This is a genomic window from Enterobacter chinensis (assembly GCF_034008295.1).
GTDB lineage: Bacteria > Pseudomonadota > Gammaproteobacteria > Enterobacterales > Enterobacteriaceae > Enterobacter > Enterobacter chinensis.
The window spans coordinates 56,155-80,217 of sequence record NZ_JARDVI010000009.1 but is presented as its reverse complement, the minus strand read 5'-3'; the positions used below and the strand labels follow the sequence as shown (position 1 = coordinate 80,217).

The window sequence follows — 24,063 nt, the reverse complement described above, 5'->3', positions numbered from 1 at the left end:
TCACACGGAGAGCTGCTGTCGGGTCGTTTCCGGCAGTAGCTCAACCGCCTGCTGATAAGACGCATCCACCAGATAGTAAATCTGTGAGCCTGGAATAGAGCCATCGAGATAAACAGTGCTCCAGTGCGCTTTATTAAGATGTTTGCTCGGTCTTACATCATCATGCTGCTGGCGCAATAAATCGGCCAGTTCCGGACTGGTTTTCAGCGACGCCGCCGGGCGCCCCTCAACCTCTTTCACCATCGCAAACAGCACGTCCCCCACTTTAATCTGCGTGGCTTTCCAGTCGCTATGAACGCTTTGCTCCGCACCCGGTTTACTCATGCAGTACTGAAGTAGCTCCGAAATTGTCATCTTTATTCCCCTTGTAGCGTGGCGATAATTTTACGCGAACCACCGTGAATGCGATGCTCTCCCAGCCAGATCCCCTGCCATGTACCCAACAATAGCTGCCCATTGTGTACCGGCAGCATCAGCGATACGCCCAGCAGAGAAGATTTGATGTGCGAAGGCATGTCATCGTCGCCCTCATAATCATGCTCATAAGGTGCGTTGTCCGGGACGGCCTTCAGAAAATGGTGCTCCATGTCAGACCGGACGGTGGGATCGCAATTTTCATTAAGCGTGAGAGAGGCCGACGTGTGCTGAAGAAGCAGATGCAGTAAACCCATTTTGGCCCGCGACAGGTCGCGGATCTGCCCGATGACGTCATCCGTCACCAGGTGAAATCCGCGTGGTTTAGCGCTTAAGGTCAGGGTTTGTTGATACCACATGTGCTGCTCCGTAATGAAAGATGAATCTTTCTAAGTGTGCAGCAAGAAGACGAAAGGTAAAACCCGCAGCAGCGAGATTTGATTAAAAAATCATCATACCCGCTGCCTGGTGCTTAATACTCCGAGCTGACGATCACCTCTTCGCCAAACTTTCCGGCCATTGGGAGCGGTCGGTACGTCGAGTTAGAGGCACGCAGTACCCTTATCCCTCTGGCCCCTACGTCATGCGCGGCGGTGATGTCGTTATCTGAATCGCCGTAGAATACTTTGATATTTTTCTTTTCCAGCCACTGGGTTTTGGTGTTTTGCCCTTCTTTATCACCCGCAAAAATTACCGGATTCATGCTTGATGCCGGGATCAGGAAATCATCCTGCAGCGTTTTAGAGACGGTTTCGGTTTTGGTCTGACTGCGTCCGGTCACGAAGTAAATGCTGTCGCCGCGCTTCACGTGCATGGCGATAAGCGCGCGGGCCACCTCTTTCGGGATGCTGAATTCGTCCCAGCCGTTATTCATTTTTTCCCAGAATTCCGGGTTCTTCAGATACGCTTCGCTGTCGGGCGAATACATTTTTTTGCCGCGCCAGAAACCCGGGCTGGAGAACAGAACGGTATCGTCAATGTCGAAGCCCACGGCCATTGGCGGGCGGCCCATCAGGCTGTTTTCGATTTGGGCCACGGAAACCCAGTGAATGGGTGCCTGCTCGGCAAGAATCGCGGCGGTGGTGCCGGTATAAAGCGGCGTGGGTGCGGAAGCACGCGCGACGACAGCACTGTTAAGCGAGAACAATAAGCAGGCGGCGCTGAGCGCCAGTGTGATCTTGCGCATATTTTCCCCTGAATATTCAGTTTGTTATCGTTTTATTTTGAGCGAATGGTCAAAAAACTCTCCGACCATAACTCCAGCGGAAGATGAAGGGAAGGAGTTTTTACTTATGAGGCTGAATAAAAAGAAGAAGATCACAAAGTACCGGGCAACGTTCTTGTGCGGCCTGATGCCCTCTCCCACAGGGAGAGGGCTGGTAAGTGAGCACTTACATTACTGCAGCAAACGCCTGCGCCACGCGATGAACGTTACCGGCATTCAGGCCCGCCACGCACATACGTCCGCTGGCAATCAGGTAGACGCCGAACTCTTCACGCAGGCGATCGACCTGAGCAGCGCTTAGGCCGGTGTAGCTAAACATGCCGCGCTGTTTAAGCAGATAGTCGAAGTTGTGTCCCGGTACGGCCTCTTTCAGCACGTTAACCAGCTCCTGACGCATGGACAGGATGCGTTTACGCATGGCCTCCACTTCCGCAAGCCAGTTAGCTTTCAGCTGTTCGTCACCGAGCACGGTCGCCACAACCTGCGCACCAAAGTTTGGCGGGCTGGAGTAGATGCGGCGCACCGTCGCCTTCAGCTGACCCAGCACGCGGCTGGCGGCTTCGGCGTCCTCACACACCACGGACAGCCCCCCGACGCGTTCACCGTACAGGGAGAAGATTTTAGAGAAAGAGTTACTCACCAGTGCAGGGAGCCCGGCGCTGGCAACGGCGCGAATCGCGTAGGCATCTTCTTCCATACCCGAGCCAAAGCCCTGATAGGCAATGTCGAGGAATGGGATCAGATTACGCGCCTTCAGAACCTCAATCACGGCATCCCATTGGGCATTCGTGAGGTCCGCACCGGTCGGGTTATGGCAGCACGGATGCAGCAGGACAATACTGCGCTCCGGCAGGGTATTCAGTTTTTCCAGCAGCGCTTCAACGCGCACGCCGTTGGTTTTGCTGTCGAACCACGGATAGGTCCCCACCTTAAAGCCTGCGCCTTCAAAAATCGCAACGTGGTTTTCCCACGTTGGGTCGCTGACCCACACGCCCGAATCCGGGAAATATTTCTTCAGGAAGTCTGCACCCACTTTTAGCGCACCCGAGCCACCTAACGTCTGGATGGTGGCCACACGTTTTTGCGCGAGCACCGGGTGATCGGCGCCAAACAGAAGAGGCGCAATGGTGCTGCGGTAGGTATTTAATCCTTCCATCGGCAGGTAGAGCGATGCGCCGTGTGGAGCGGCGTTCAGGCGCGCTTCGGCTTCGGCAACGGCCTGCAGCTGGGGAATAAAACCTTCGTGGTTATAATACAAACCGATGCTGAGGTTCACTTTATCGCTGCGAGGATCTTCTTTGAAACGCTCCATTAAGGAGAGAATAGGGTCGCCGGCATAGGCGTCAACTTTCTGAAACACGCGATGAATCTCCGGAATTCGATGAGGCAGGAATTTCAACAATAAACCGGAAGTGGGAGAAGATCGAGAGGATGTTAATAAAGTTGAAGTGAGGTGAATGACCTCACTTCATTGGCGGTTCAATCTATGTACTTCATCGCCACCCGTGACGTCAGGCGTGTGATAAGTTCGTAAGCACTCACTTTCGTAATTTCAGCGATACGTTCAACAGGCAAACCCTCGCCCCACATCACCACATCGTCGCCGGGCTTATCCTGGGCTTCAGGTCCCAGATCGACGCAAATCATGTCCATCGCCACGCGGCCCACAATCTGCACCTCGCGACCGTTGACCAGAACCGGCGTACCCGACGGCGCTGCGCGCGGATAGCCGTCGCCATAGCCCATCGCCACGACGCCGAGACGGGTATCACGCTCGCTGGTCCAGGTGCCACCGTAGCCCACCGGCTCACCCGCTTTGTGTTCACGTACGGCAATCAGGTTAGAAACAAGGGACATCACCGGCTGGAAACCCAGGTCTGGTCCCCAGGGATTGTTCTCCAGGGGCGACACGCCGTAAAGAATGATGCCCGGGCGAGCCCAGTCGAAGTGCGACTGAGGCCACAATAAAATACCGCCGGATGCCGCAAGGGACCGCATCCCCGGCTTGCCTTCGCAGAAGGTAGTAAAGATATCCAGCTGCCGCTCGGTCTCTCCGCATTCGGGCTCATCGGCGCGGGCAAAGTGGCTGACAATATTCACCGGCTGGCGCACGTTTTTGCACTGGCACAAACGCTGATAAAACGCCTCCGCGTTTTCCGGACGCACGCCCAGACGGTGCATGCCCGTATCGAGCTTCATCCACACGGTTACCGGCTCGCTCAGCTCGGCGGTTTCGAGCGCGGCGAGCTGCTCTTCGTTATGCACCGCCGTGTGAAGATGCTGGTCAGCAATGGTCGGCAAATCTGTGGCTTCGAAAAAGCCTTCCAGCAGCAGAATGGGTTGAGTAATCCCCCCCGCGCGCAGGCGGAGAGCTTCTTCAAGACGGGCGACGCCAAAAGCGTCGGCATCGGGGAGCGTTCGCGCGGTCTCAAGAAGACCGTGTCCGTAAGCGTTCGCTTTCACGACTGCAACGAGCTTGCTGGCGGGTGCCAGTTCACGCAGACGTTGCAGGTTGTGTCGCAGAGCGCGGCGGTTGATAACTACTGTTGCCGCTTGCATTTGAATTCCTTAGAAATTACTCATCATCGTATTGAGGACCGGCATAGTTGTCGAAACGCGACCACTGTCCGTTAAAGGTCAGACGCACCGTCCCGATCGGGCCGTTACGTTGTTTACCAATAATAATTTCGGCGATCCCTTTCAGGTCGCTGTTCTCGTGATAAACCTCATCACGGTAGATAAACATGATTAAGTCGGCATCCTGCTCGATGGAGCCGGATTCACGCAGGTCGGAGTTGACCGGACGCTTGTCGGCACGTTGTTCCAGAGAGCGGTTGAGCTGCGATAGCGCCACCACCGGCACGTGCAGTTCTTTGGCTAACGCCTTGAGCGAGCGGGAAATCTCTGCGATCTCCAGCGTACGGTTGTCGGAGAGAGACGGCACGCGCATCAGCTGAAGGTAGTCGATCATGATAAGACCGATACCGCCGTGTTCACGGGCGATACGACGCGCGCGGGAACGAACCTCCGTCGGCGTCAGGCCCGAGGAGTCATCAATATAGATGTTACGTTTTTCCAGCAGAATACCCATGGTACCGGAGATGCGCGCCCAGTCTTCATCGTCCAGCTGTCCGGTACGAATGCGGGTCTGATCCACGCGCGACAGCGATGCCAAAGAACGCATCATGATCTGCTCGGAGGGCATCTCAAGACTGAAGATTAATACCGGCTTATCCTGCAACATCGCCGCGTTTTCGACGAGGTTCATCGCAAAAGTGGTCTTACCCATCGACGGACGCGCGGCGACGATAATCAAATCCGACGGCTGCAGGCCAGCGGTTTTCTTGTTCAAATCGTCATAGCCGGTATTCACGCCGGTGACACCATCGTGCGGCTGCTGGAACAGCTGTTCGATACGGGCAACGGTGGCATCAAGGACATCGGCGATGTTTTTTGGGCCTTCGTCTTTATTGGCACGGCTTTCGGCGATTTTAAAGACGCGGGACTCGGCAAGGTCGAGCAGATCTTCGCTGGTGCGACCCTGCGGATCGAACCCGGCTTCAGCGATCTCGTTCGCCACCGAAATCATCTCGCGGACAACGGCACGTTCGCGCACGATGTCGGCGTAAGCGCTGATGTTCGCCGCACTAGGCGTGTTTTTTGACAGTTCCGCCAGATAGGCAAATCCACCGCAGCTGTCGAGTTGCCCAAGACGTTCCAGCGATTCCGCGAGCGTGATCAGGTCGATTGGGCTGCCCGACTCCTGCAGACGCGCCATTTCGGTAAAGATATGGCGGTGCGGGCGGGTGTAGAAATCTTCCGCCACGACGCGCTCAGCGACGTCGTCCCAGCGTTCGTTATCCAGCATTAAACCGCCCAACACCGACTGTTCCGCTTCAATCGAGTGCGGCGGGACTTTTAACCCTGCGACCTGGAAATCACGCTCGCGAGGTTCAGTCTGTTTGTTGAAGGGTTTGTTTCCTGCCATAGTGAATGGAGTTACCGAGATAAAGAGTGGGTCGAAAGATTACCATATTTTTCTGACGGAGGGAGCATGGCAACGCGCATTGAATTCCAGAAACACGGTGGGCCAGACGTACTGAAAGCGGTGGAGTTCACACCTGCCGCGCCTGGCGAAAACGAAGTGCAGGTTGAAAACAAAGCCATAGGCATAAACTACATCGACACCTATATTCGCGGCGGCCTCTACCCGCCTCCGTCAATGCCGAGCGGGCTGGGCACCGAGGCGGCCGGTATCGTCATCAACGTGGGCAGCGCGGTTAAGCATATTAAAGAAGGCGACCGTGTGGTGTATGCGCAATCTGCTCTGGGTGCTTACAGCTCCGTCCACAACGTCCCGGCGGATAAAGCCGCCCTGCTGCCCAACGCCATCTCTTTTGAGCAGGCCGCAGCCTCGTTCCTGAAAGGTTTGACCGTTTACTATCTGCTGCGTAAAACCTATGAAATTAAACCGGACGAGCAGTTCCTGTTTCATGCCGCAGCGGGTGGTGTCGGGCTCATCGCCTGCCAGTGGGCAAAAGCGCTGGGCGCGAAACTGATCGGCACCGTGGGCAGTGCGCAAAAAGCGCAGCGCGCGCTGCAGGCGGGAGCCTGGCAGGTGATTAACTACCGTGAAGAGAGCATTGTCGAGCGGCTGAAAGAAATCACCAACGGCAAAAAAGTCCGGGTCGTGTATGACTCAGTAGGGAAAGACACCTGGGAAGCTTCGCTGGACTGTCTACAGCGTCGCGGGCTGATGGTCAGCTTCGGGAATGCGTCTGGCGCCGTGACCGGCGTGAATCTCGGCATACTGAATCAGAAAGGCTCGCTGTACGTCACGCGCCCTTCCCTGCAGGGTTACATCACCAACCGGGAAGAACTGATTGAGGCCAGCAACGAGTTGTTCTCGCTGATCGCCAGCGGCGTCATTAAAGTGGATGTGGCTGATGCGCAGAAATACGCGCTAACCGATGCGCAGCGCGCGCATGAGGTGCTGGAGAGCCGGGCAACGCAGGGGTCGAGCTTGTTGATTCCATGAGCCCAAAAAGAAATTGGGCTTCCCTGAGGAAGCCCTTTCTTTTTTTAGTTCGGCTGTATGTAGGGTACAGCTCGATGAATTCTTTAACGGCAGTCATAGTGACAGATTCGATAAGTAAATCCTATTCTGTTCTAAGCCCCGCTGCCGGAAAAGTTACAAGTATGTGACGAACCCCTCAATACCTTAGTAACGAAAACGGTTATTGCGCTGATAACTGGGCACTTTTGGCGCTTTAATCGCCCGAATCACCCACACCACCGCAATGGCCAGCAGTAACCACGGCAGCAGCTTGATCGTCAGGGCAAACAATCCGCCAATAAACATAACCACCGTCGCCACAACGATAGCCGCCAGAATGCCGAGCAGCGAAACGCCTGTCGCTAACAGCATGACAAAGAAGCCAATCACAAAAAGTAGTTCCAGCATGATGCTCTCCCACGAGTTCCCGAGTAATGCAGTAAGCATTACAAGATCCATGCCAAAGCTAACATCTTGTTATTAAAGAAAAACGCCCCGCGAGAATTCGCAGGGCGTGGTGAATTTGACGACTTTTTAGCGTAACTTATCGTTTATCCGCGACCAGACGCAGCGCGTGCTCCAGCACCTCAATATCGGCTCCGGCTTTATGGGCGTTCTCGCTTAGATAGCGACGCCACTGGCGCGCCCCGGGGATCCCCTGGAACAGGCCGAGCATATGGCGGGTGATATGGCCGAGATACGTACCGTTGCTCAACTCGCGCTCAATGTACGGATACATCGCTCTCACCACCGCAACCGGATCGCTGTCTGCCCCTTCAACGCCAAAGATTTCACGATCGACCGTCGCCAGAATACCTGGATTCTGATACGCCTCACGCCCGACCATGACGCCATCCATATGCGCCAGATGCGCTTTGGCCTCTTCCAGCGACTTGATGCCGCCGTTAATCGACATCGTCAGGTGCGGGAAATCACGCTTCAGCTGGTACACGCGAGGATAGTCCAGCGGCGGAATTTCACGGTTCTCTTTCGGGCTCAGGCCAGAAAGCCAGGCTTTACGCGCGTGAATGATAAACATCTCGCATTCACCCTTGCCGGAAACCGTATTGATAAAATCGCACAGGAATTCGTAGCTGTCCTGGTCGTCAATGCCGATACGGGTTTTAACCGTCACCGGAATGGAGACCACGTCGCGCATCGCCTTGATACAGTCCGCCACCAGCTGCGCGTTCCCCATCAGGCAGGCACCAAACATGCCGTTTTGCACGCGATCGGACGGACAGCCAACATTCAGGTTGATCTCGTCGTAGCCGCGCGCTTCTGCCAGTTTCGCGCACTGCGCCAGCGCGGCCGGATCGCTGCCACCCAACTGCAGGACAACCGGATGCTCTTCTTCGCTATAGGCCAGGTAGTCTCCCTTTCCGTGGATGATTGCGCCCGTGGTCACCATTTCGGTGTACAGCAGCGTATGGCGGGAGAGCTGACGCAGGAAGTAGCGACAGTGTCTGTCCGTCCAGTCGAGCATTGGCGCAATGGAAAAACGGTGTGCGGGAAAAGCAGTCTGTAATTCTGACGACATGGCGAAGTTTTAAGCATCTGGTGGAAAAGGGGCGCTACTATAGCACAAAGAAAAGCCGGAGGCGCAGCGCCTCCGGTGGACTTTAGAACGTCATGCTCAGCTGAGCCCCTGCGCCCCAGGTTTCGTCTTCACCGTACAGCCCCATCAGGTCAACATGAACGGTGCTAAACGGCGCGAAACCAACACCGCCGGTAAAGACATTGCTGTCGTTACCCTTCACGTCCGCGCGATAACCCGCACGCACTGCCAGCCAGCTCAGCGGCGTAACCTCAGCACCGACGCCAACATACTGTGAGGTATCTTCGCTCTTGAAGCCTTTGGTTTCCGTCAGATCGCCATCAGCAGTCAGCGTCACCAGATCGTTATGCCAGGCGGCACCGGCGGTCACCAGTGGACGGATCTGATAGGTATCTTTATAGCTCACCACTTCCCCGGTACGCCCGTTGCGAATACGGATGTCTTTGGTATCGATATCACGCGACATCAGGTTTTGTCCGCTCACGCCGACCGTCCAGTTTTCGCCGAAATCAGCCGCAATACCGGCATCAACGTTAAAGCCCGTATCGTCTGTGCGATAGCGGCTGTCGTTCCACTTATTACTGTCGTAATCGTAGATTGAGGTGGTGTAGTTATAGACCCAGGTTTTTTGCAGTTTTGGCGTCACGCCCACGGAAACTGGAATGCCGCCAAGATCGAACTGACGAGCAACAGCAACGCCGTAGTCGGATACAATTGCCGCCCGGCCAGAAGCCGTTGAGTTGAGGTTTTTGGTGATTTGATCCGTGCCTCTTATCGCAGCGTCCAGAGCAACGCCGGCCGCTACCGCATCGCTTTTTTGTATACCGCGCAGATAATCAATGTCTTGTTGATCGATAGACGAGCTCACCCGACCATGGGCATAGCCTTTCGCCATAAAGGCCACAGAAAGCACGTCGTTAGGGATACTTACGGCAATGCCAGCCCCTGCCGTCGCGCGTGCGGTTTTGCCCTTGAGATAGTCCAGCTCATCGGCAAGATCTTTTGCTGCGCCCTGGAACTGGTTAATAGAACCCAGCGGATTAGTGATGATTTCAATCGGCGTAAGATTATCCACCACGTCTTTATAGTGGTTAATTTTGTCGTTGATATTATCAATCTCATCCTGAAGATTGTCTTTATCTGTGATCTGCGCGCCGACCGAAGGCAAGATAACCGTCACATCATCGTCCGGTTTTGCCTTTGCCAGCAGCGCGGGGTTGATTAACGCCCCACTGCCATAGCTCCCGGAGGCAACGCCAGTGCCACCCATTGCGTCGCTACGTGATTCTGTCCAGGTATTGGCTGCTCCCGCCTGATTTGCCATAAACAAGGAGACAGCGATACTCACCACCGAAAATTTACAATTTTTGTTCACAGTATGCCCGTTATAGTCTGTTATGAAATAACCCCTGTCTGTTATCACCCAAACAGGAACGAACTATTGCTGTGAATAAGTAGTAAAAGACCCGCTATTTCTATCCCTAAGTAAAACTCCCTTACGGCCTGTTATAATTTGTGACGGCCCTCAATATTTATAGAAGAGGAAATTATTTTTTCCCAGGTTTTCCATCATGCGGTCCAAAAAACTGGGGAGGATGGTCGACCCAGCGATCCTCACGCGTGGCGGCATACACGGGGTTGAGCGGGTAGTAGATGCGGTTGTGCTTCTTGTTGGCCTCGCCAACGACCAGTAACCGAACCTCTTCATCCGTGTTGTTGATAAAGGTATGGCAGATACCGGTTCCGGCGGGAAACCCTACGCTGTCGCCCGGTTCAAGTTTCCACAAATAGCCATTAATCCAGGCTTCAGGGTAGCCTTCAAGCACGTAAATGAACTCTTCTTCGTCGCTTTCCGCATGGGGATAGGACGTTCTGCGTCCTGGCGGCAAACGCTCATGATGGATGCCAATGCGCCCGAGCCCAAGCTTGCGAGCGAGCGGTGCACCGATAGCAAACAGCTCATCACTGTCTGGATAGGTCGAATCATCCGCGCCTTCTACGTCGCGCCAGTGCCGAATACAGTCAGGTCTTTTCATTGTTTATTTCCCGGTTTGCGATGGGTCAGGTATAGCACAGACTGGCGGATCTCGGTGTTTTTACCAGAACATGATAAAGTGAGGGTTTTCCGTCCTATAACATCCGGGGTGCTAAATGGATAAGTCCACAAAAGAGCTGTTAGCGCAGGCCGAAAAGCTGTGCGCGCAACGCAATGTGCGCCTGACTCCGCAGCGCCTTGAAGTCTTACGTCTGATGAGCCTGCAGCAGGGCGCCATCAGTGCCTACGACCTGCTCGACCTGCTTCGCGAAAGCGAGCCGCAGGCGAAGCCACCGACGGTCTATCGCGCGCTGGATTTCCTGCTGGAACAAGGGTTCGTGCATAAAGTGGAGTCCACAAACAGCTATGTGCTGTGCCATCTGTTCGATCAGCCTACGCATACATCGGCGATGTTTATCTGCGATCGCTGTGGAGCGGTGAAAGAAGAAGGCGCGGAAGGCGTGGAAGACATTATGCATTCGCTGGCCGCTAAAATGGGCTTTGCCCTGCGTCATAACGTGATTGAAGCACACGGGCTGTGCTCAGCGTGCGTGGAAGTGGAAGCCTGTCGTCATCAGGATGCATGTCAGCACGACCACTCTATTCTCGTGAAGAAAAAGCCGCGTTAGCAGCAAAAGCAAAGGCGGCTCATGGCCGCCTCAGAGTGTACTTCCTTGTACTTCGGGTATAGCCCGGTTACCAGCGGTAGTCGTTGCGTTTTTCCCAGTCGCCCACTTCTTTTTCCGCCTGGTCTTTTGCGTAGCCGTAACGCTCCTGGATTTTACCAACAAGCTGATCGCGTTTACCTTCAATGACGGTCATATCGTCATCAGTCAGCTTACCCCACTGTTCTTTCGCTTTACCTTTGAACTGCTTCCAGTTGCCGCCGATTTCGTCTTTATTCATCATCGTGTCCTCTTAGTTAAGCGTCGGGTCGTAACGTCCGTTACGTTCTTTTCTGCTGGACGTAATGATTATTGTAGTTAAGGATTCGGCAGTTGGTTTCATATTCGGAATCTTTAACCGTCACGATATATCGTGACGCGAGGGGAACCAGGTATTGTTCCGCCAGTGGCGCCGCCAGATAAAAGCCAGCGATATCCCCCGCAGCGAGAGGAAGACGGCAAGGGCCAGCCATAAACCGTGGTTACCAAGCCACGGGAGCGTCAGCAGCGTCAGGCCAAACCCTGCCGCAGCGACAGCCATGCTGTTACGCATTTCGGCTCCGCGCGTCGCACCAATAAACATGCCGTCCAGGAGATAACACCAGACGCCGACCACCGGTAAAATCACCTGCCAGATAAGGTAATGGCTCGCCAGCTCGCGCAGTGAAGAAAGAGAGGTGAGTAACGCAACGATCTGCTGGCCAAAACAGGCGTAAACCAGACCAAACGCCAGCGCGACCAGTCCCGACTGACGGCAGGCTGCCCGCCACACATCCTGGAGCTGCCCGCTTTCGCGCGCACCGTATGCCTGTCCAGAATGCGCTTCAACCGCATAGGCAAAGCCGTCCAGTGCGTAGGCAGTAAAGGTCAGGAGCGTCATCAATACCGCGTTGACCGCGACAATTTCTGGCCCCAGCCGGGCCCCGAAAACCGTCAGCGCGCCGAAACAGAGTTGAAGAAGCAGCGAGCGCAGCATGATGTCACGGTTGAGCGCCAGCAGCTTACGGATATTCCCACGCCATGCGGTTTTAAGCAGCGCAAGGGAGATCCCGCGCATCGCCAGAACACGCCAGACCATCCACAGACCAATAATAAAGGTCCCGTATTCTGCAATCGCAGTCGCCAGTGCCGCACCCCGCACGTTCATGTGCAGACCCATCACCAGCCAGATATCCAGCACAATGTTGAGAAGGTTACCCACCACCAGCAGAATCACTGGCGCACGGGCATACTGTACGCCCAGAAGCCACCCCAGCAGGACCAGGTTTGCCAGCGAGGCGGGCGCGCTGAGCCAGCGGATTTCAAGGAAACGTCGCGCCTGCTCCAGTACCGCCTCGCTGCCGCCCACGATATGGAGCGCAAGGTCAATCAGGGGAGCGCGCAGTAAAACGATTAACGCACCCGCACCAAGCGCAAGTATCAGCGGCTGCACCAGCGCGCGAGCCAGACGCAACGGATCTTTTGCACCATAAGCCTGTGCGGTAAGTCCGGTGGTACTCATGCGCAAAAAGAGCAGCAACATAAACAGGAAGCTGGTTGCCGTCGCGCCAATGGCCACGCCGCCAAGATAAACAGGGGAATCAAGATGACCAATAACAGCAGTATCGACCAGACCCAGCAAGGGTACGGTGATGTTGGAGAAAATCATCGGCAGAGCAAGACGCCACAATGCCTTATCTGATGCCGTCAGCAGTGACATGAAAAATACCGGGAGCAGGAAATGAATCAGGCTACAGCGGAGCCGTAGCCTGTCAGGAAGAGATTAGAGCCATTCACCGTTGCGAATGACCCCAACCGCCAGTCCTTCGATAGAGAAATTATGCTCACGGAGATCCACCACAATCGGGGAGAACTCATTGTTTTCAGGCAACAACTGGACGGTGTTACCCTGTTTTTTAAGACGCTTGACGGTGACTTCGTCATCGATGCGTGCGACCACAACCTGGCCATTGCGCACATCCTGCGTTTTGTGAACCGCCAGCAGATCGCCGTCAAGAATGCCGATGTCTTTCATCGACATACCGCTTACGCGCAGCAGGAAATCAGCGCTCGGTTTGAACATGGCTGGATCGACCTGGTAGTGGCCTTCAATATGCTGCTGTGCCAGTAAAGGCTCACCTGCAGCAACACGCCCCACCAGCGGAATGCCCGTCTCTTCTTCCACCAGCAGGCGGATACCGCGGGACGCGCCCGAAACAATCTCAATCACGCCCTTACGCGCCAGCGCTTTCAGGTGTTCTTCGGCAGCATTCGGAGAACGGAAGCCCAGACGCTGAGCGATTTCCGCACGCGTGGGTGGCATACCCGTCTGGCCGATATGATCCCGGATGAGATCAAACACCTCTTGCTGCCTGGTCGTTAACGCTTTCATTCCGCCCCCTGGGTGTATATACAGTTATGCTGTGAGTATATACAGTCAAAGGCGATTTTGGAACCAAAAACTGCACAAAAAACCAGGGACTTAATTATTCCTCGAGGCTCATCGGAAATGTGACCAAAGCAGCGTGACCCAGGTGATAACGGCGGTGATAATCGCCAGCAACACGGCAGCAGAGCCCATGTCTTTTGCCCGGCCAGAGAGCTCGTGGAAATCAGAACCTATACGGTCAACAACAGCCTCAATAGCGCTATTAAGAATTTCCACTATCATCACCAGAAGCACGGAGCCGATCAGAAGAACGCGTGTTATCGCATCAATATCAAGGAAACAAGCGATAATCACCGCGATGATAGCGGCGACGCCTTCCTGGCGAAAGGCGGCTTCATTGATCCACGCGGCACGGAAACCTTTCCAGGAATAGCCGGCGGCTTTGATGATTCGGGTTAACCCAGTGGTATTATTGGCCATTAAAAGAACCTTTTATTGGAAATAGCGTCAGTAACTACAGGAGCAGCGCGTTTCGCTGCCGCCTTAAGTATGACGGGTAACAACAGAAATTTTGCGCGCTTTCTGTTATCCTTGCGCCGCAATTGCATTATTAACCAGAGGCTTTACATCGTTTATGTCCGGCTGGCCACGAATTTACTACAAATTACTTAATTTACCATTAAGCATCCTGGTAAAAAGCAAGTCTATCCCAGCAGAACCCGCGCTGGAATTGGGGCTCGATACGTCACGTCCTATTATGTACGTTTTGCCTTATAACTCGAAGGCAGACTTACTGACGCTTCGCGCCCAGTGTCTGGCGCATGATTTACCTGACCCGCTTGAACCGCTGGAAGTTGACGGCACTCTGCTGCCGCGCTACGTGTTCATTCATGGTGGACCTCGCGTGTTTACCTATTACACGCCAAAAGAAGAGTCCATCAAGCTGTTCCATGACTATCTGGACCTGCACCGCAGCAATCCTGACCTGGATGTGCAGATGGTGCCGGTATCGGTGATGTTTGGTCGCCGCCCGGGTCGTGAAAAAGGTGAAGAGAATCCACCTCTGCGCATGCTTAACGGCATCCAGAAGTTCTTCGCGGTCTCCTGGCTGGGACGCGACAGCTTTGTGCGCTTCTCTCCTTCCGTTTCGCTGCGTCGAATGGCGGACGAGCATGGCACCGACAAGATCATCGCGCAAAAACTGGCGCGCGTGGCGCGTATGCACTTCGCTCGTCAGCGTCTGGCTGCCGTTGGGCCGCGTCTCCCGGCGCGTCAGGATCTGTTCAACAAGCTGTTGGCTTCCAAAGCGATTGCCCGCGCCGTTGAAGACGAAGCGCGCAGCAAGAAAATTTCACATGAGAAAGCGCAGCAGAACGCCATTGCGCTGATGGAAGAGATCGCAGCGAACTTCTCTTACGAGATGATTCGCCTTTCCGATCGTATTCTCGGCTTTACCTGGAACCGCCTCTACCAGGGCATCAACGTTCATAACGCCGAGCGTGTACGCCAGCTGGCGCATGACGGTCATGAAATTGTCTATGTTCCCTGCCACCGCAGCCACATGGACTACCTGCTTCTTTCTTATGTGCTCTATCACCAGGGGCTGGTACCGCCGCACATCGCTGCCGGCATCAACCTGAATTTCTGGCCAGCAGGTCCGATTTTCCGCCGCCTGGGCGCCTTTTTTATCCGTCGTACCTTCAAGGGCAACAAGCTCTACTCCACCGTTTTCCGTGAGTATCTGGGCGAGCTGTTCAGCCGCGGCTATTCCGTTGAGTACTTCGTCGAGGGCGGTCGTTCACGTACCGGACGTCTGCTCGATCCGAAGACCGGCACGCTGTCGATGACCATTCAGGCCATGCTGCGCGGCGGGACTCGTCCTATCACGCTGGTGCCAATCTACATTGGCTATGAGCATGTGATGGAAGTGGGTACTTACGCGAAAGAGCTGCGTGGGGCGACCAAAGAGAAAGAGAGCCTGCCGCAGATGCTGCGTGGCTTGAGTAAGTTACGCAACCTGGGCCAGGGCTACGTGAACTTTGGCGAGCCGATGCCGCTGATGACGTATCTGAACCATCACGTACCGGAGTGGCGCGAGTCCATCGATCCTATCGAAGCGATTCGTCCGGCCTGGCTGACGCCAACGGTTAACGGCATTGCGTCCGAGCTGATGGTGCGCATTAACAACGCCGGTGCGGCTAACGCCATGAACCTGTGCTGTACGGCGCTTCTGGCTTCGCGTCAGCGCTCGCTGACCCGTGAACAGCTCACAGAGCAGCTGGATTGCTATCTGGATATGATGCGCAACGTGCCGTATTCGGTTGATTCAACCGTGCCTTCTGCGACCGCCAGTGAGCTTATCGATCACGCGTTGCAGATGAACAAGTTTGAAGTCGAAAAGGACACGATCGGCGACATCATCATTCTGCCGCGTGAGCAGGCAGTGCTGATGACGTACTACCGCAACAACATCACCCATATGCTGATGCTGCCGTCGCTTATGGCGGCCATCATCACCCAGCATCGCCGCATCTCGCGTCAGGAGCTATTGCGTCACGTTGATACGCTCTACCCGATGCTGAAAGCGGAGCTGTTCCTGCGCTGGAGCAAAGATGAGCTGGCAGGCGAGCTGGATAAACTGACGGAGGAACTGCGTCGTCAGGGGCTAATCACCGTCACGAATGATGAGCTGCACATCAATCCGTCACGCTCCCGTACCCTGCAGCTGCTGGCAGCCGGTGCGCGCGAAACGCTGCAGCGCTACGCCATTACGTTCTGGCTGCTGAGTGCAAACCCGTCGATCAACCGCGGTACGCTGGAAAAAGAGAGCCGGACGCTGGCACAGCGCCTGTCTGTTCTGCACGGCATTAACGCCCCTGAATTCTTCGACAAAGCGGTCTTCAGTTCTCTGGTTCTGACGCTGCGTGACGAAGGCTTCATCAGTGATACGGGCGATGCCGAGCCGGAAGAGACGCTGAAGGTATACCAGATGCTGGCAGAGCTGATCACCTCGGATGTGCGTTTGACGATTGAGAGCGCCACTCAGGACGAGTGACAATAAAATGCCGGGAGGTGGTTTCACCTTTCCCGGCCTGTTGTTCTGCATAATATAAAGGCCCGGTGAGCGCTAACGCTACCGGGCCTTATTTTTAAGCCTTATTAACTCACCGCATTTAGCTCAGCAGCGTAAAGGCAATCATCCCGACAATCGCACCCGTCGTGCCGAGGATGGTTTCCATCAGCGTCCAGGTTTTCAGGGTTTGTGCTTCGGTGGCGCCGGTGAATTTACCGAACAGCCAGAAGCCTGCGTCGTTGACGTGGGAGACCACAATCGAACCGCCCGCGATACAGATAGACAGCGCGGCCATCTGCGCACCAGAGTAGTTCAGCTGTTCAATCACCGGCATCACCAGACCCACGGCGGTTAAACACGCCACAGTTGCGGAACCCTGGATGATACGCACCGCCGCAGCCAGCACAAAGCAGGTTACCGCAATCGGCAGACCCATACCGGTCAGCGCTTCACCCAGAGCCGGGCCCACGCCAGAATCCACCAGTACCTGCTTGAACACGCCGCCTGCACCGATCACCAGCAGGATAATCCCCGCAGGCTGCAGCGCTGCACCGCAGATCTCCATCACCCGGTCTTTCGGCATCCCCTGACGCATCGCCAGGCCGTAAATCGCCACCAGACAGGCCACCAGGATCGCCGTGAACGGGTGGCCGATGAACTCAAACCACTCGTAGGCAGAAGACCCTACCGGCACAAAGCGTGCGGCGATGGTTTTCAGACCCACGAGAACCAGCGGCAGCAGGATCAGCGACAGGCTGAAGCCGAAGGATGGCATTTTGCCTTCGCCCAGGTGCGGCTCGGTGACGTCATCCGGAATGTGCAGCTCAACGTAACGGCTGATGAAGTTGCCCCACAGCGGGCCGGCAATAATCATCCCCGGGATCGCCGCGCACAGGCCAATCAGGATCATCCAGCCAAAGTCAGCGTGCATCTGGGAGGCGAGCAGCATCGGCGCAGGCCCAGGCAGCAGAAACGCTGCGGCTGCCGCCACGCCCGCAAACAGTGGAATAACCAGCTTCACGAGGTTAGTGCCAGTATGGCGCGCCATGGAGAACGCGACGCTTATCAGCAGCACAACGGCCACTTCGAAGAACAGCGGCAGCGCGCAGATCAATCCCGCCAGACCTATCGCGTAGTGCGCGCGGCTGTGGCCAAAGGATTTCAGCATTTTGACGGCAATCTGGTCGACTGCGCCCGTCTCGTGCAAAATCTTGCCAAACATCGCGCCAAGTGCGACCACAATCGCCAGGAAGCCCAGCGTGCCTCCCATCCCTTTTTCCATCGTCGCAGCGATCTTGTCGAGCGGCATCCCAGAAAAGAGACCTGCACCTATAGAAACCACCATCAAAGCAACAAAGGCGTGCATACGTGCCTTCATCACTAAAAACAGCAGCAGCAATACGGAACCCACTGCTGTCAAAACTAGCGTTAATGTACTCAAAACTTACTGCCTTTTATTAATGACCTCGATGGTGCTGGCTACAACACCTTCCAGTGACTGATCGATATCAACCACTAAGACGTCTTTCTCATCTTCACCCGGCTCCTGCAGCGCTTCGAACTGCGTCACCAGCATCTGAGTTTTGAAGAAGTGACCTTTACGCGCCTTCAGGCGGCTTTCAATCACCTCGAAGTCCCCTTTCAGGTAGATGAAAGAGAGGTTCGGATTGCCGTCACGCAGCAGGTCGCGATAGGTTTTTTTCAGCGCAGAGCAGACAATAAGGGAGACTTTGTTGGTGCGCTGCATGGCGAACGCGGCGTCATTCAGCGCCTGCAACCACGGTTTGCGGTCGTCGTCGTTCAGCGGCTCGCCGGAGGCCATTTTCATGATGTTGCTGCGCGGATGGAGGAAGTCACCATCCAGAAACGCAGCCTGGAGTTGATGCGCCACTTCGCTGGCCACGGCTGATTTCCCGCTACCGGAAACGCCCATCAGGACGTAGACGTGGTGATCATGATTAGTCGTGCTCAAAGGGTGTCCCTCAGTCAATTGTTACGGGTAACAGTTATCGGTAACATTGTCCTGCCGGGGCAAAAGAGAAGCAATATCCAAACGTGCGCGAAGTGAATAAGTGTGAGCTACTTCAAATTTGTCAGTTCAAATAGATCCACCCGGTGACAAGGTGAAACCTAAATCTAACATTTTCGGGGTAACCGTCTCGCCACGAATGCGCGCCAGCAGGCGTTCTGCGCCAATACGGCCCATACGTTCACGCGGGGTCAGGACGCTTGCCAGACGTGGCTCCATCACCTGCCCAATGTCGTGGCCGTGGAAACCGGCGATCGCCATATCATCAGGGATCTTCAGCCCCAGACGCTGACACTCAAACGCCGCGCCGACCGCAAGGTCATCGTTGGTACAGAAAATACCGTCCAGTTGCGGATACTCGCGTCGTGCCTGACGCATCAGCTCAATACCCGACGTATAGGAAGAGGACTGCTCCACCATCACGCTGTACGGGGTTAAGTTCGCGTCGAGCATTGCCTGCTCGTATCCCTTCTGTTTGATGATAGTACGTTCATCAAGACGCGCACCCAGATAGGCAATATGACGATGCCCGCGGGCAATGATTGCCGCCGTCATCTGACGCGCCGCTTCGAAGTTATCAAAGCCCACGGCGATGTCGAGGCACGGCGACTGGCTGTCCATCAGCTCCACCACCGGAATGCCGGCGACTTCAATCATTTTGAGCGTGCGGGCAGTGTGGGTACGTTCGGTTAAAATCAGGCCGTCAATGTTCCAGGAAAGCATGGACTCCAGACGTTCTTCTTCCAGTTCCGGCTTATAACCGTAATGGGCGAGCATGGTCTGATAACCAAAAGCGTCAGTGACGCTTTCAATACCGCGCAGGACTTCGGCGAAAACCTGGTTGGTTAAGGAAGGCAGGAGGACCCCCACCGCACGGCTGGTCGCATTGGAGAGAATATCGGGTGCACGGTTGGGGATATAACCCAGTTCATCAAGGGCAGCGGCAATCTTGCCACGTAACGCCACGGAAACCTGTTCCGGGTTACGTAAAAAACGGCTGACCGTCATTTTGGTCACACCGACGCGATCGGCGACATCCTGAAGTACGGGGCGTTTCTTTTTCATCGTCCTGAGAAATCTTGAAGTGAGAGATTTTCTCAGTTTATCACGGACAAAGCCCATCCTTCCCCTGTCATAGGGAAGGATGGGCATTTATTTATGATTTATTACACCGGCGGCAGGTCAAACAGCAGAATTTCACTTTCGCTGTCGGCATGAACGGAGAGCGCCTGCTCATCCCAGATAGCCAGACCATCGGCGGTTGTCGCTTTGGTGCCGTTGATGGACACTTCACCTTTCACCACCTGGATCCACACGCGGCGGTTAGCGGCAATCTGATGCACAGACTGTTCATCTTTCGCCAGCGCCCAGCGGTACAGTTCCATATCCTGATGTACTTTCAGGGAACCTTCACGCGCATCCGGGGACAGTACCAGCTGTTTGCCCTGTTTCGCATCAAAGCGGCGCTGCTCGTAGCGTGGCGTGATACCGGTTTCTTCTGGAATGATCCAGATTTGATACAGGTGCAGTTTTTCCGTTTTGCTCGGGTTGTACTCGGAGTGACGCACCCCGGTACCCGCGCTCATAATCTGGAACTCGCCCGCAGGAACCTGCTCTTTGTTGCCCATGCTGTCCTGGTGCTCCACCGCCCCTTCCAGCACATAGGTCAGGATTTCCATGTCTTTGTGCGGGTGGGTGCCGAAGCCCTGGCCTGCATCAATCACGTCGTCGTTAATGACGCGCAGTGCGGAGAAGCCCATGAAGTTCGGGTCGTAGTAGTCGGCAAACGAGAATGAATGCCATGAGTCCAGCCAGCCATGATTCGCGTGACCACGTTCGTTTGCTTTGCGTAAGTAGATCATTGTTTTCACCCTCAGTTCGTTTCAATGGAGTAAGTGTGGACGCAAACCGTCTGGGATCATAGAGGGTGAAAATTGACTCCTCTGTTCAAAAATTATGAACAAGCGCAGAGGAGCCATTTTTGCTTATTTCGCGAGGGTTACCGTGGCAGGAGAAGCCTGTTCGAAGGCCCGTTCGAGGATTTCAAGATTGGTCAGAACGTCAGATTCCTTGACGTAATTCGGCGTGCCATTGGTAAGGGTCTCAAACAGCGCATCATAGACGCGACCATAGTCGCCAGTTTCCGGTTTCAGCGTTTCTTTGACCGTCACGCCCTCGTCGTTCACATACTCCAGCATGCCAACGGAATCATCCGCCGCAAATCCCGGCTCACCCGGCATGATGTTGGCCTTCAGGCTGGTCTCCTGCTGGTCAATACCGTACTTAATGAACGAACCTTTGGTGCCGTGAACGATAAATTTCGGATAGTCGATTTTCACCAGATGGCTGGTCTTGACGATGGCTTTGAGGTCGCCGTAGAACAGCTGCGCTTCAAAGGTATCATCCGGGTTGGCTTTATTCCGCAGGCTGCGGATGTCATAAGCGACATGATCCGGGCGACCAAACAGGGAGATGATCTGGTCCATGGTGTGCACGCCCAGCCCGTAGAAGGAACCATCCTGCGGCAGCCCGGGCTGGGTTTCAACTACCGGGCGGTAGTAGTCGAAGTGACTTTCAATTTCCACAATGTCGCCCAGCTTGCCGCTTTCAATCGCTTTTTTCGCCGTCAGGAAGCAGCTGTCAAAGCGACGGTTCTGGTACGGCGTAACGGTCAGTCCTTTGCTTTTCGCCAGCGTGAACAGCGCTTTCGCTTCCGCGATAGTCGGGATGAAGGGCTTTTCTACCAGCACGTTTTTGCCCGCTTCGAGCGCGCGTTTCGCATAGTCAAAATGGCTGTCCGCATGAGTGCAGACAATAACCAGTTTAACCTGCGGGTCGCCCAGTACCTCATCGAGATCGCTGGTGAAATGAATATGGGAATACTGCGGGTATTGCTCTTCCGGCTTCGCGCGGCGGCGGTAGATATGGGCCACATGCCAGGTATCTTTACGGTGAAGAACGTACGGAAGGTGGTAACGCGTGGTGCTTTTGCCAAATCCAATAAATGCGCAATGTAGTGTCATGGCTCAGTCCTTTTTAAGGTTACTGAGTCTAACCATAACAAAAAAAAAGCCAGCTAGAAGCTGGCTAAAGTAATACTGGAAGCAATGTGAGCAATGTCGTGCTTTCAGGTTCCCGTAGCGGTCTTCCTGAACGCAGAGCAATAATAATCATTCTCATTCGCACTTGTCCAATACTTTTTGCAAAAAATAGCGGTTGACTCAAATTTTAAAGTCATTGATGTTGGAAGGGATCTTTAACTGACTGAGGAATAAGGAATGAGTGAGATAGTGATACGCCACATCGAACCCAGCGATGCAGAAGCTTTGCGTGACATCATGTCGCATCCTGATGTGTATCACGACACGCTACAGCTCCCTCATCCCTCAATGGAAATGTGGCACGAACGCGTTGCGACAAAACCAGGCCGGCGCCATCTTGTTGCCTGTCTGGAACAGCGCGTCATTGGGCATATGGCGCTGGACGTGATGGAAAACCCGCGTCGCAGCCACGTTGCCACATTCGGCATAAGCGTGGCTGCGGATATGCAGGGTCGCGGCGTAGGCCGCAGGCTCATGAGCGAAATGATTAACCTGTGCGACAACTGGTTACGCATTGAACGTATCGAACTGACGGTCTTTGCCGATAACCCAGCGGCAGTTGCACTCTATAAAAATTTTGGGTTTGAAATCGAAGGGACCGGCAGGAAATTTGCCCTGCGCAACGGCGAGTATGTGGACGCGTATTATATGGCGAGAATGAAGTAGTTATTTGCCGGGTGGCGGCTTCGCCTTACCCGGCCTACGTTCGTGCAGTTGTAGGCCCGGTAAGCGCAGCGCCACCGGGCAATATATCAATATCCCGCCGTCAAATCATCCACCGAACGCGGATCCGATGCCCCAAACAGCGCCCCGTCCGGCCCCACCATAATGCTCTGGGTGCTGCCCATCGCCTCTTTCACCGCCACCTTCTGCCCGCGCTGCTCAAGCAGTTTGATGGTATCCGGGCTAAACCCCTTCTCGACGCGCAGCTCATCCGGCAGCCACTGGTGGTGGAAACGCGGGGCATTGGTCGCTTCGGCGACGTTCATCCCAAAGTCGATACTGTTCACCACCATCTGCAGCACGGTAGTGATAATACGGCTACCGCCCGGGCTACCGGTCACCAGCCAGGTTTTACCGTCTTTCACCACGATAGTGGGCGACATGGATGACAGCGGGCGTTTCTTCGGCCCTACTGCATTTGCATCGCCACCCACCAGCCCGTAGACGTTCGGCACGCCCGGCTTGGCCGAAAAGTCATCCATCTCGTTGTTAAGCAGAATGCCGCTGTTGCCCGCCACAATCCCGGTACCAAACGTGGTGTTGAGCGTGTAGGTCACCGCCACCGCGTTGCCGTCTTTATCTACAACAGAGAAGTGGGTGGTCTGGTTACTTTCATACGGCGCCAGCTTGCCGGGGCGGATCTCGCTCGACGGTTTGGCCTTGTTGATGTCAATCTGATCGGCAATGGATTTGGCATACGCCTTGTTGGTCAGCGCCTGCCACGGCACCTTCACGAAGTCCGGGTCACCGAGATATTCCGACCGGTCGGCGTAGGCGCGTTTTTCCGCTTCCGCCATCACCTGCATGGCATCCGCACTGCCGAAGCCGAACTTGTGCATATCGAAGTTTTCGAGAATGTTGAGGATCTGCACGATGTGAATGCCCCCGGAAGACGGTGGCGGCATGGAGAACACTTCGTAGCCACGGTAGGTTCCGCTAATCGGCTCGCGCTCCACCGCTTTGTATTCCGCCAGATCCGCTTTGGTGATGAGTCCGCCGTTCTTTTGCATCTCTTCAGCAATCTGGTCTGCAATCGCCCCCTTGTAGAAGGCGTCCGGGCCGTGCTCCGCAATCAGCTCCAGGCTTTTGGCAAGGTTCTTCTGCACCAGCTTGTCGCCCTTCTTCAGCGGCTCGCCGTCTTTCCAGAAGATCGCTTTGCTGTTTTCATGATTCGGAATGACTTCGCTGCCGTAGGTTTTGAGATCGTCCGCCAGCGCATCGTTTACCACAAAGCCGTCGCGCGCCAGCTTGATGGCAGGCTGCACCACTTTATTCAGCGGCAGAGTGCCGTATTTTTCCAGCGCCAGAGAGAAGCCTGCGACGGTGCCCGGCGTGCCGGTCGCTAGATGCGAGGTCAGGGATTTTTTGCTGTCAGGGTTACCCTGATCGTCAAGGAACATATCGCGGGACGCCTGAGAAGGCGCCATTTCGCGGAAGTCGATGGCGGTGGTTTTCCCGTCTTTGGTACGCAGCATCATAAAGCCGCCGCCGCCCAGGTTCCCCGCCTGCGGGTGCGTCACCGCCAGCGCGTAACCGACGGCGACCGCCGCGTCCACCGCGTTACCGCCCTCTTTGAGAATATCGACACCCACTTTGGTTGCCAGCGCATCCACCGATGCCACCATGCCATGCGTTCCACGCACGGGATGAAAAACATCTTCCTCCACGCCGTAAGAGACCGGAGGAGCCGCTGGCGGGTTGGCCGCCACGCTAAATGTGCCGCCGGCCATCAGCGCGGCGATCGCTACCCAGCGCAAAAACGTTGGTTTCATCATTATTGTTCTCCAGGTGATGGGGTCCATATTCCCCGCTTAAG

The 24,063-nt window shown here is 55.1% G+C and carries 24 protein-coding genes; 4 read left to right on the top strand and 20 right to left on the bottom strand.

What is annotated here, in order from left to right:
* The 6 genes from PYW49_RS22030 to dnaB form a co-directional block, all read right to left on the bottom strand.
* Complete coding sequence (locus PYW49_RS22030) at window positions 1-354, bottom strand: MmcQ/YjbR family DNA-binding protein (protein ID WP_134347309.1); 354 nt, start codon at window positions 352-354, stop codon at window positions 1-3.
* Window positions 355-356: 2 nt separating this feature from the next.
* Window positions 357-773, bottom strand: a complete 417-nt coding sequence (locus tag PYW49_RS22025; RefSeq protein ID WP_320387508.1) for a secondary thiamine-phosphate synthase enzyme YjbQ — start codon at window positions 771-773, stop codon at window positions 357-359.
* Between the two features lie 113 nt (window positions 774-886).
* A complete protein-coding gene (aphA, locus tag PYW49_RS22020; protein WP_134347311.1) occupies window positions 887-1,600 on the bottom strand; it encodes an acid phosphatase AphA in 714 nt (237 codons plus the stop codon).
* A 205-nt stretch (window positions 1,601-1,805) separates the two neighbouring features.
* Window positions 1,806-2,999 carry an aromatic amino acid transaminase gene (gene tyrB / locus PYW49_RS22015; RefSeq protein ID WP_134347312.1) on the bottom strand — a complete coding sequence of 398 codons (1,194 nt, stop codon included), beginning with the start codon at window positions 2,997-2,999 and terminating at the stop codon, window positions 1,806-1,808.
* Between the two features lie 119 nt (window positions 3,000-3,118).
* Complete coding sequence (gene alr / locus PYW49_RS22010; RefSeq protein ID WP_320387507.1) at window positions 3,119-4,198, bottom strand: alanine racemase; 1,080 nt, start codon at window positions 4,196-4,198, stop codon at window positions 3,119-3,121.
* Between the two features lie 16 nt (window positions 4,199-4,214).
* Window positions 4,215-5,627, bottom strand: coding sequence for a replicative DNA helicase (dnaB, locus tag PYW49_RS22005; protein ID WP_023310046.1), 1,413 nt, complete (start codon window positions 5,625-5,627; stop codon window positions 4,215-4,217).
* A 66-nt stretch (window positions 5,628-5,693) separates the two neighbouring features.
* On the opposite strand from dnaB, the gene PYW49_RS22000 reads away from it, so the two are divergent.
* Window positions 5,694-6,677 carry a quinone oxidoreductase gene (locus tag PYW49_RS22000; protein WP_320387506.1) on the top strand — a complete coding sequence of 328 codons (984 nt, stop codon included), beginning with the start codon at window positions 5,694-5,696 and terminating at the stop codon, window positions 6,675-6,677.
* A gap of 183 nt (window positions 6,678-6,860) precedes the next feature.
* Here PYW49_RS22000 and pspG read toward each other — a convergent pair whose 3' ends face one another.
* From pspG to PYW49_RS21980, 4 genes are all read right to left on the bottom strand, one after another.
* Window positions 6,861-7,103, bottom strand: coding sequence for an envelope stress response protein PspG (gene pspG, locus PYW49_RS21995; RefSeq protein ID WP_023310044.1), 243 nt, complete (start codon window positions 7,101-7,103; stop codon window positions 6,861-6,863).
* Window positions 7,104-7,239: 136 nt separating this feature from the next.
* Entirely contained in the window at window positions 7,240-8,235 is a 996-nt protein-coding gene (gene dusA, locus PYW49_RS21990; protein WP_320387505.1) for a tRNA dihydrouridine(20/20a) synthase DusA, read from the bottom strand.
* Between the two features lie 82 nt (window positions 8,236-8,317).
* The gene (locus PYW49_RS21985; protein WP_320387503.1) at window positions 8,318-9,628 is read right to left on the bottom strand and encodes a conjugal transfer protein TraF; all 1,311 of its coding nucleotides are present in this window, start codon (window positions 9,626-9,628) and stop codon (window positions 8,318-8,320) included.
* Window positions 9,629-9,800: 172 nt separating this feature from the next.
* A complete protein-coding gene (locus PYW49_RS21980) occupies window positions 9,801-10,289 on the bottom strand; it encodes a cupin domain-containing protein (RefSeq protein ID WP_134347317.1) in 489 nt (162 codons plus the stop codon).
* A gap of 115 nt (window positions 10,290-10,404) precedes the next feature.
* Here PYW49_RS21980 and zur point away from each other — a divergent pair, with 115 nt between their 5' ends.
* Window positions 10,405-10,917: a zinc uptake transcriptional repressor Zur gene (gene zur, locus PYW49_RS21975; RefSeq protein ID WP_134347318.1), complete on the top strand. Its 513-nt coding sequence runs from the start codon at window positions 10,405-10,407 to the stop codon at window positions 10,915-10,917.
* A 67-nt stretch (window positions 10,918-10,984) separates the two neighbouring features.
* Here the strand turns inward: zur and PYW49_RS21970 are convergent, their stop codons facing one another.
* The 4 genes from PYW49_RS21970 to PYW49_RS21955 form a co-directional block, all read right to left on the bottom strand.
* Entirely contained in the window at window positions 10,985-11,194 is a 210-nt protein-coding gene (locus PYW49_RS21970; RefSeq protein ID WP_014830284.1) for a CsbD family protein, read from the bottom strand.
* Between the two features lie 120 nt (window positions 11,195-11,314).
* Window positions 11,315-12,652, bottom strand: coding sequence for an MATE family efflux transporter DinF (gene dinF / locus PYW49_RS21965; RefSeq protein ID WP_320387502.1), 1,338 nt, complete (start codon window positions 12,650-12,652; stop codon window positions 11,315-11,317).
* A 63-nt stretch (window positions 12,653-12,715) separates the two neighbouring features.
* Window positions 12,716-13,324 carry a transcriptional repressor LexA gene (gene lexA, locus PYW49_RS21960; protein ID WP_024906710.1) on the bottom strand — a complete coding sequence of 203 codons (609 nt, stop codon included), beginning with the start codon at window positions 13,322-13,324 and terminating at the stop codon, window positions 12,716-12,718.
* A 108-nt stretch (window positions 13,325-13,432) separates the two neighbouring features.
* On the bottom strand, window positions 13,433-13,801 hold the full coding sequence (locus PYW49_RS21955) for a diacylglycerol kinase (protein ID WP_028017941.1): 369 nt from the start codon (window positions 13,799-13,801) through the stop codon (window positions 13,433-13,435).
* A 154-nt stretch (window positions 13,802-13,955) separates the two neighbouring features.
* On the opposite strand from PYW49_RS21955, the gene plsB reads away from it, so the two are divergent.
* Complete coding sequence (gene plsB / locus PYW49_RS21950) at window positions 13,956-16,376, top strand: glycerol-3-phosphate 1-O-acyltransferase PlsB (protein ID WP_320387501.1); 2,421 nt, start codon at window positions 13,956-13,958, stop codon at window positions 16,374-16,376.
* 118 nt (window positions 16,377-16,494) lie between these two features.
* Here the strand turns inward: plsB and gntU are convergent, their stop codons facing one another.
* From gntU to PYW49_RS21925, 5 genes are all read right to left on the bottom strand, one after another.
* Window positions 16,495-17,835 carry a gluconate transporter gene (gene gntU, locus PYW49_RS21945; protein ID WP_023310036.1) on the bottom strand — a complete coding sequence of 447 codons (1,341 nt, stop codon included), beginning with the start codon at window positions 17,833-17,835 and terminating at the stop codon, window positions 16,495-16,497.
* Window positions 17,836-17,838: 3 nt separating this feature from the next.
* On the bottom strand, window positions 17,839-18,366 hold the full coding sequence (gene gntK / locus PYW49_RS21940; protein ID WP_008503362.1) for a gluconokinase: 528 nt from the start codon (window positions 18,364-18,366) through the stop codon (window positions 17,839-17,841).
* Window positions 18,367-18,492: 126 nt separating this feature from the next.
* Complete coding sequence (gene gntR, locus PYW49_RS21935; RefSeq protein ID WP_021242747.1) at window positions 18,493-19,488, bottom strand: gluconate operon transcriptional repressor GntR; 996 nt, start codon at window positions 19,486-19,488, stop codon at window positions 18,493-18,495.
* Between the two features lie 101 nt (window positions 19,489-19,589).
* The gene (locus tag PYW49_RS21930) at window positions 19,590-20,285 is read right to left on the bottom strand and encodes a pirin family protein (RefSeq protein WP_000639796.1); all 696 of its coding nucleotides are present in this window, start codon (window positions 20,283-20,285) and stop codon (window positions 19,590-19,592) included.
* Window positions 20,286-20,408: 123 nt separating this feature from the next.
* On the bottom strand, window positions 20,409-21,446 hold the full coding sequence (locus PYW49_RS21925) for an oxidoreductase (RefSeq protein ID WP_320387499.1): 1,038 nt from the start codon (window positions 21,444-21,446) through the stop codon (window positions 20,409-20,411).
* A 255-nt stretch (window positions 21,447-21,701) separates the two neighbouring features.
* Here PYW49_RS21925 and yhhY point away from each other — a divergent pair, with 255 nt between their 5' ends.
* Window positions 21,702-22,190: an N-acetyltransferase gene (yhhY, locus tag PYW49_RS21920; protein ID WP_047345606.1), complete on the top strand. Its 489-nt coding sequence runs from the start codon at window positions 21,702-21,704 to the stop codon at window positions 22,188-22,190.
* Window positions 22,191-22,276: 86 nt separating this feature from the next.
* On the opposite strand, the gene ggt is transcribed toward yhhY, so the two are convergent.
* Window positions 22,277-24,019 (bottom strand): gamma-glutamyltransferase, encoded by a 1,743-nt coding sequence (gene ggt, locus PYW49_RS21915; protein WP_134347362.1) that lies wholly within the window; start codon window positions 24,017-24,019, stop codon window positions 22,277-22,279.
* Window positions 24,020-24,063 lie beyond the last annotated feature (44 nt).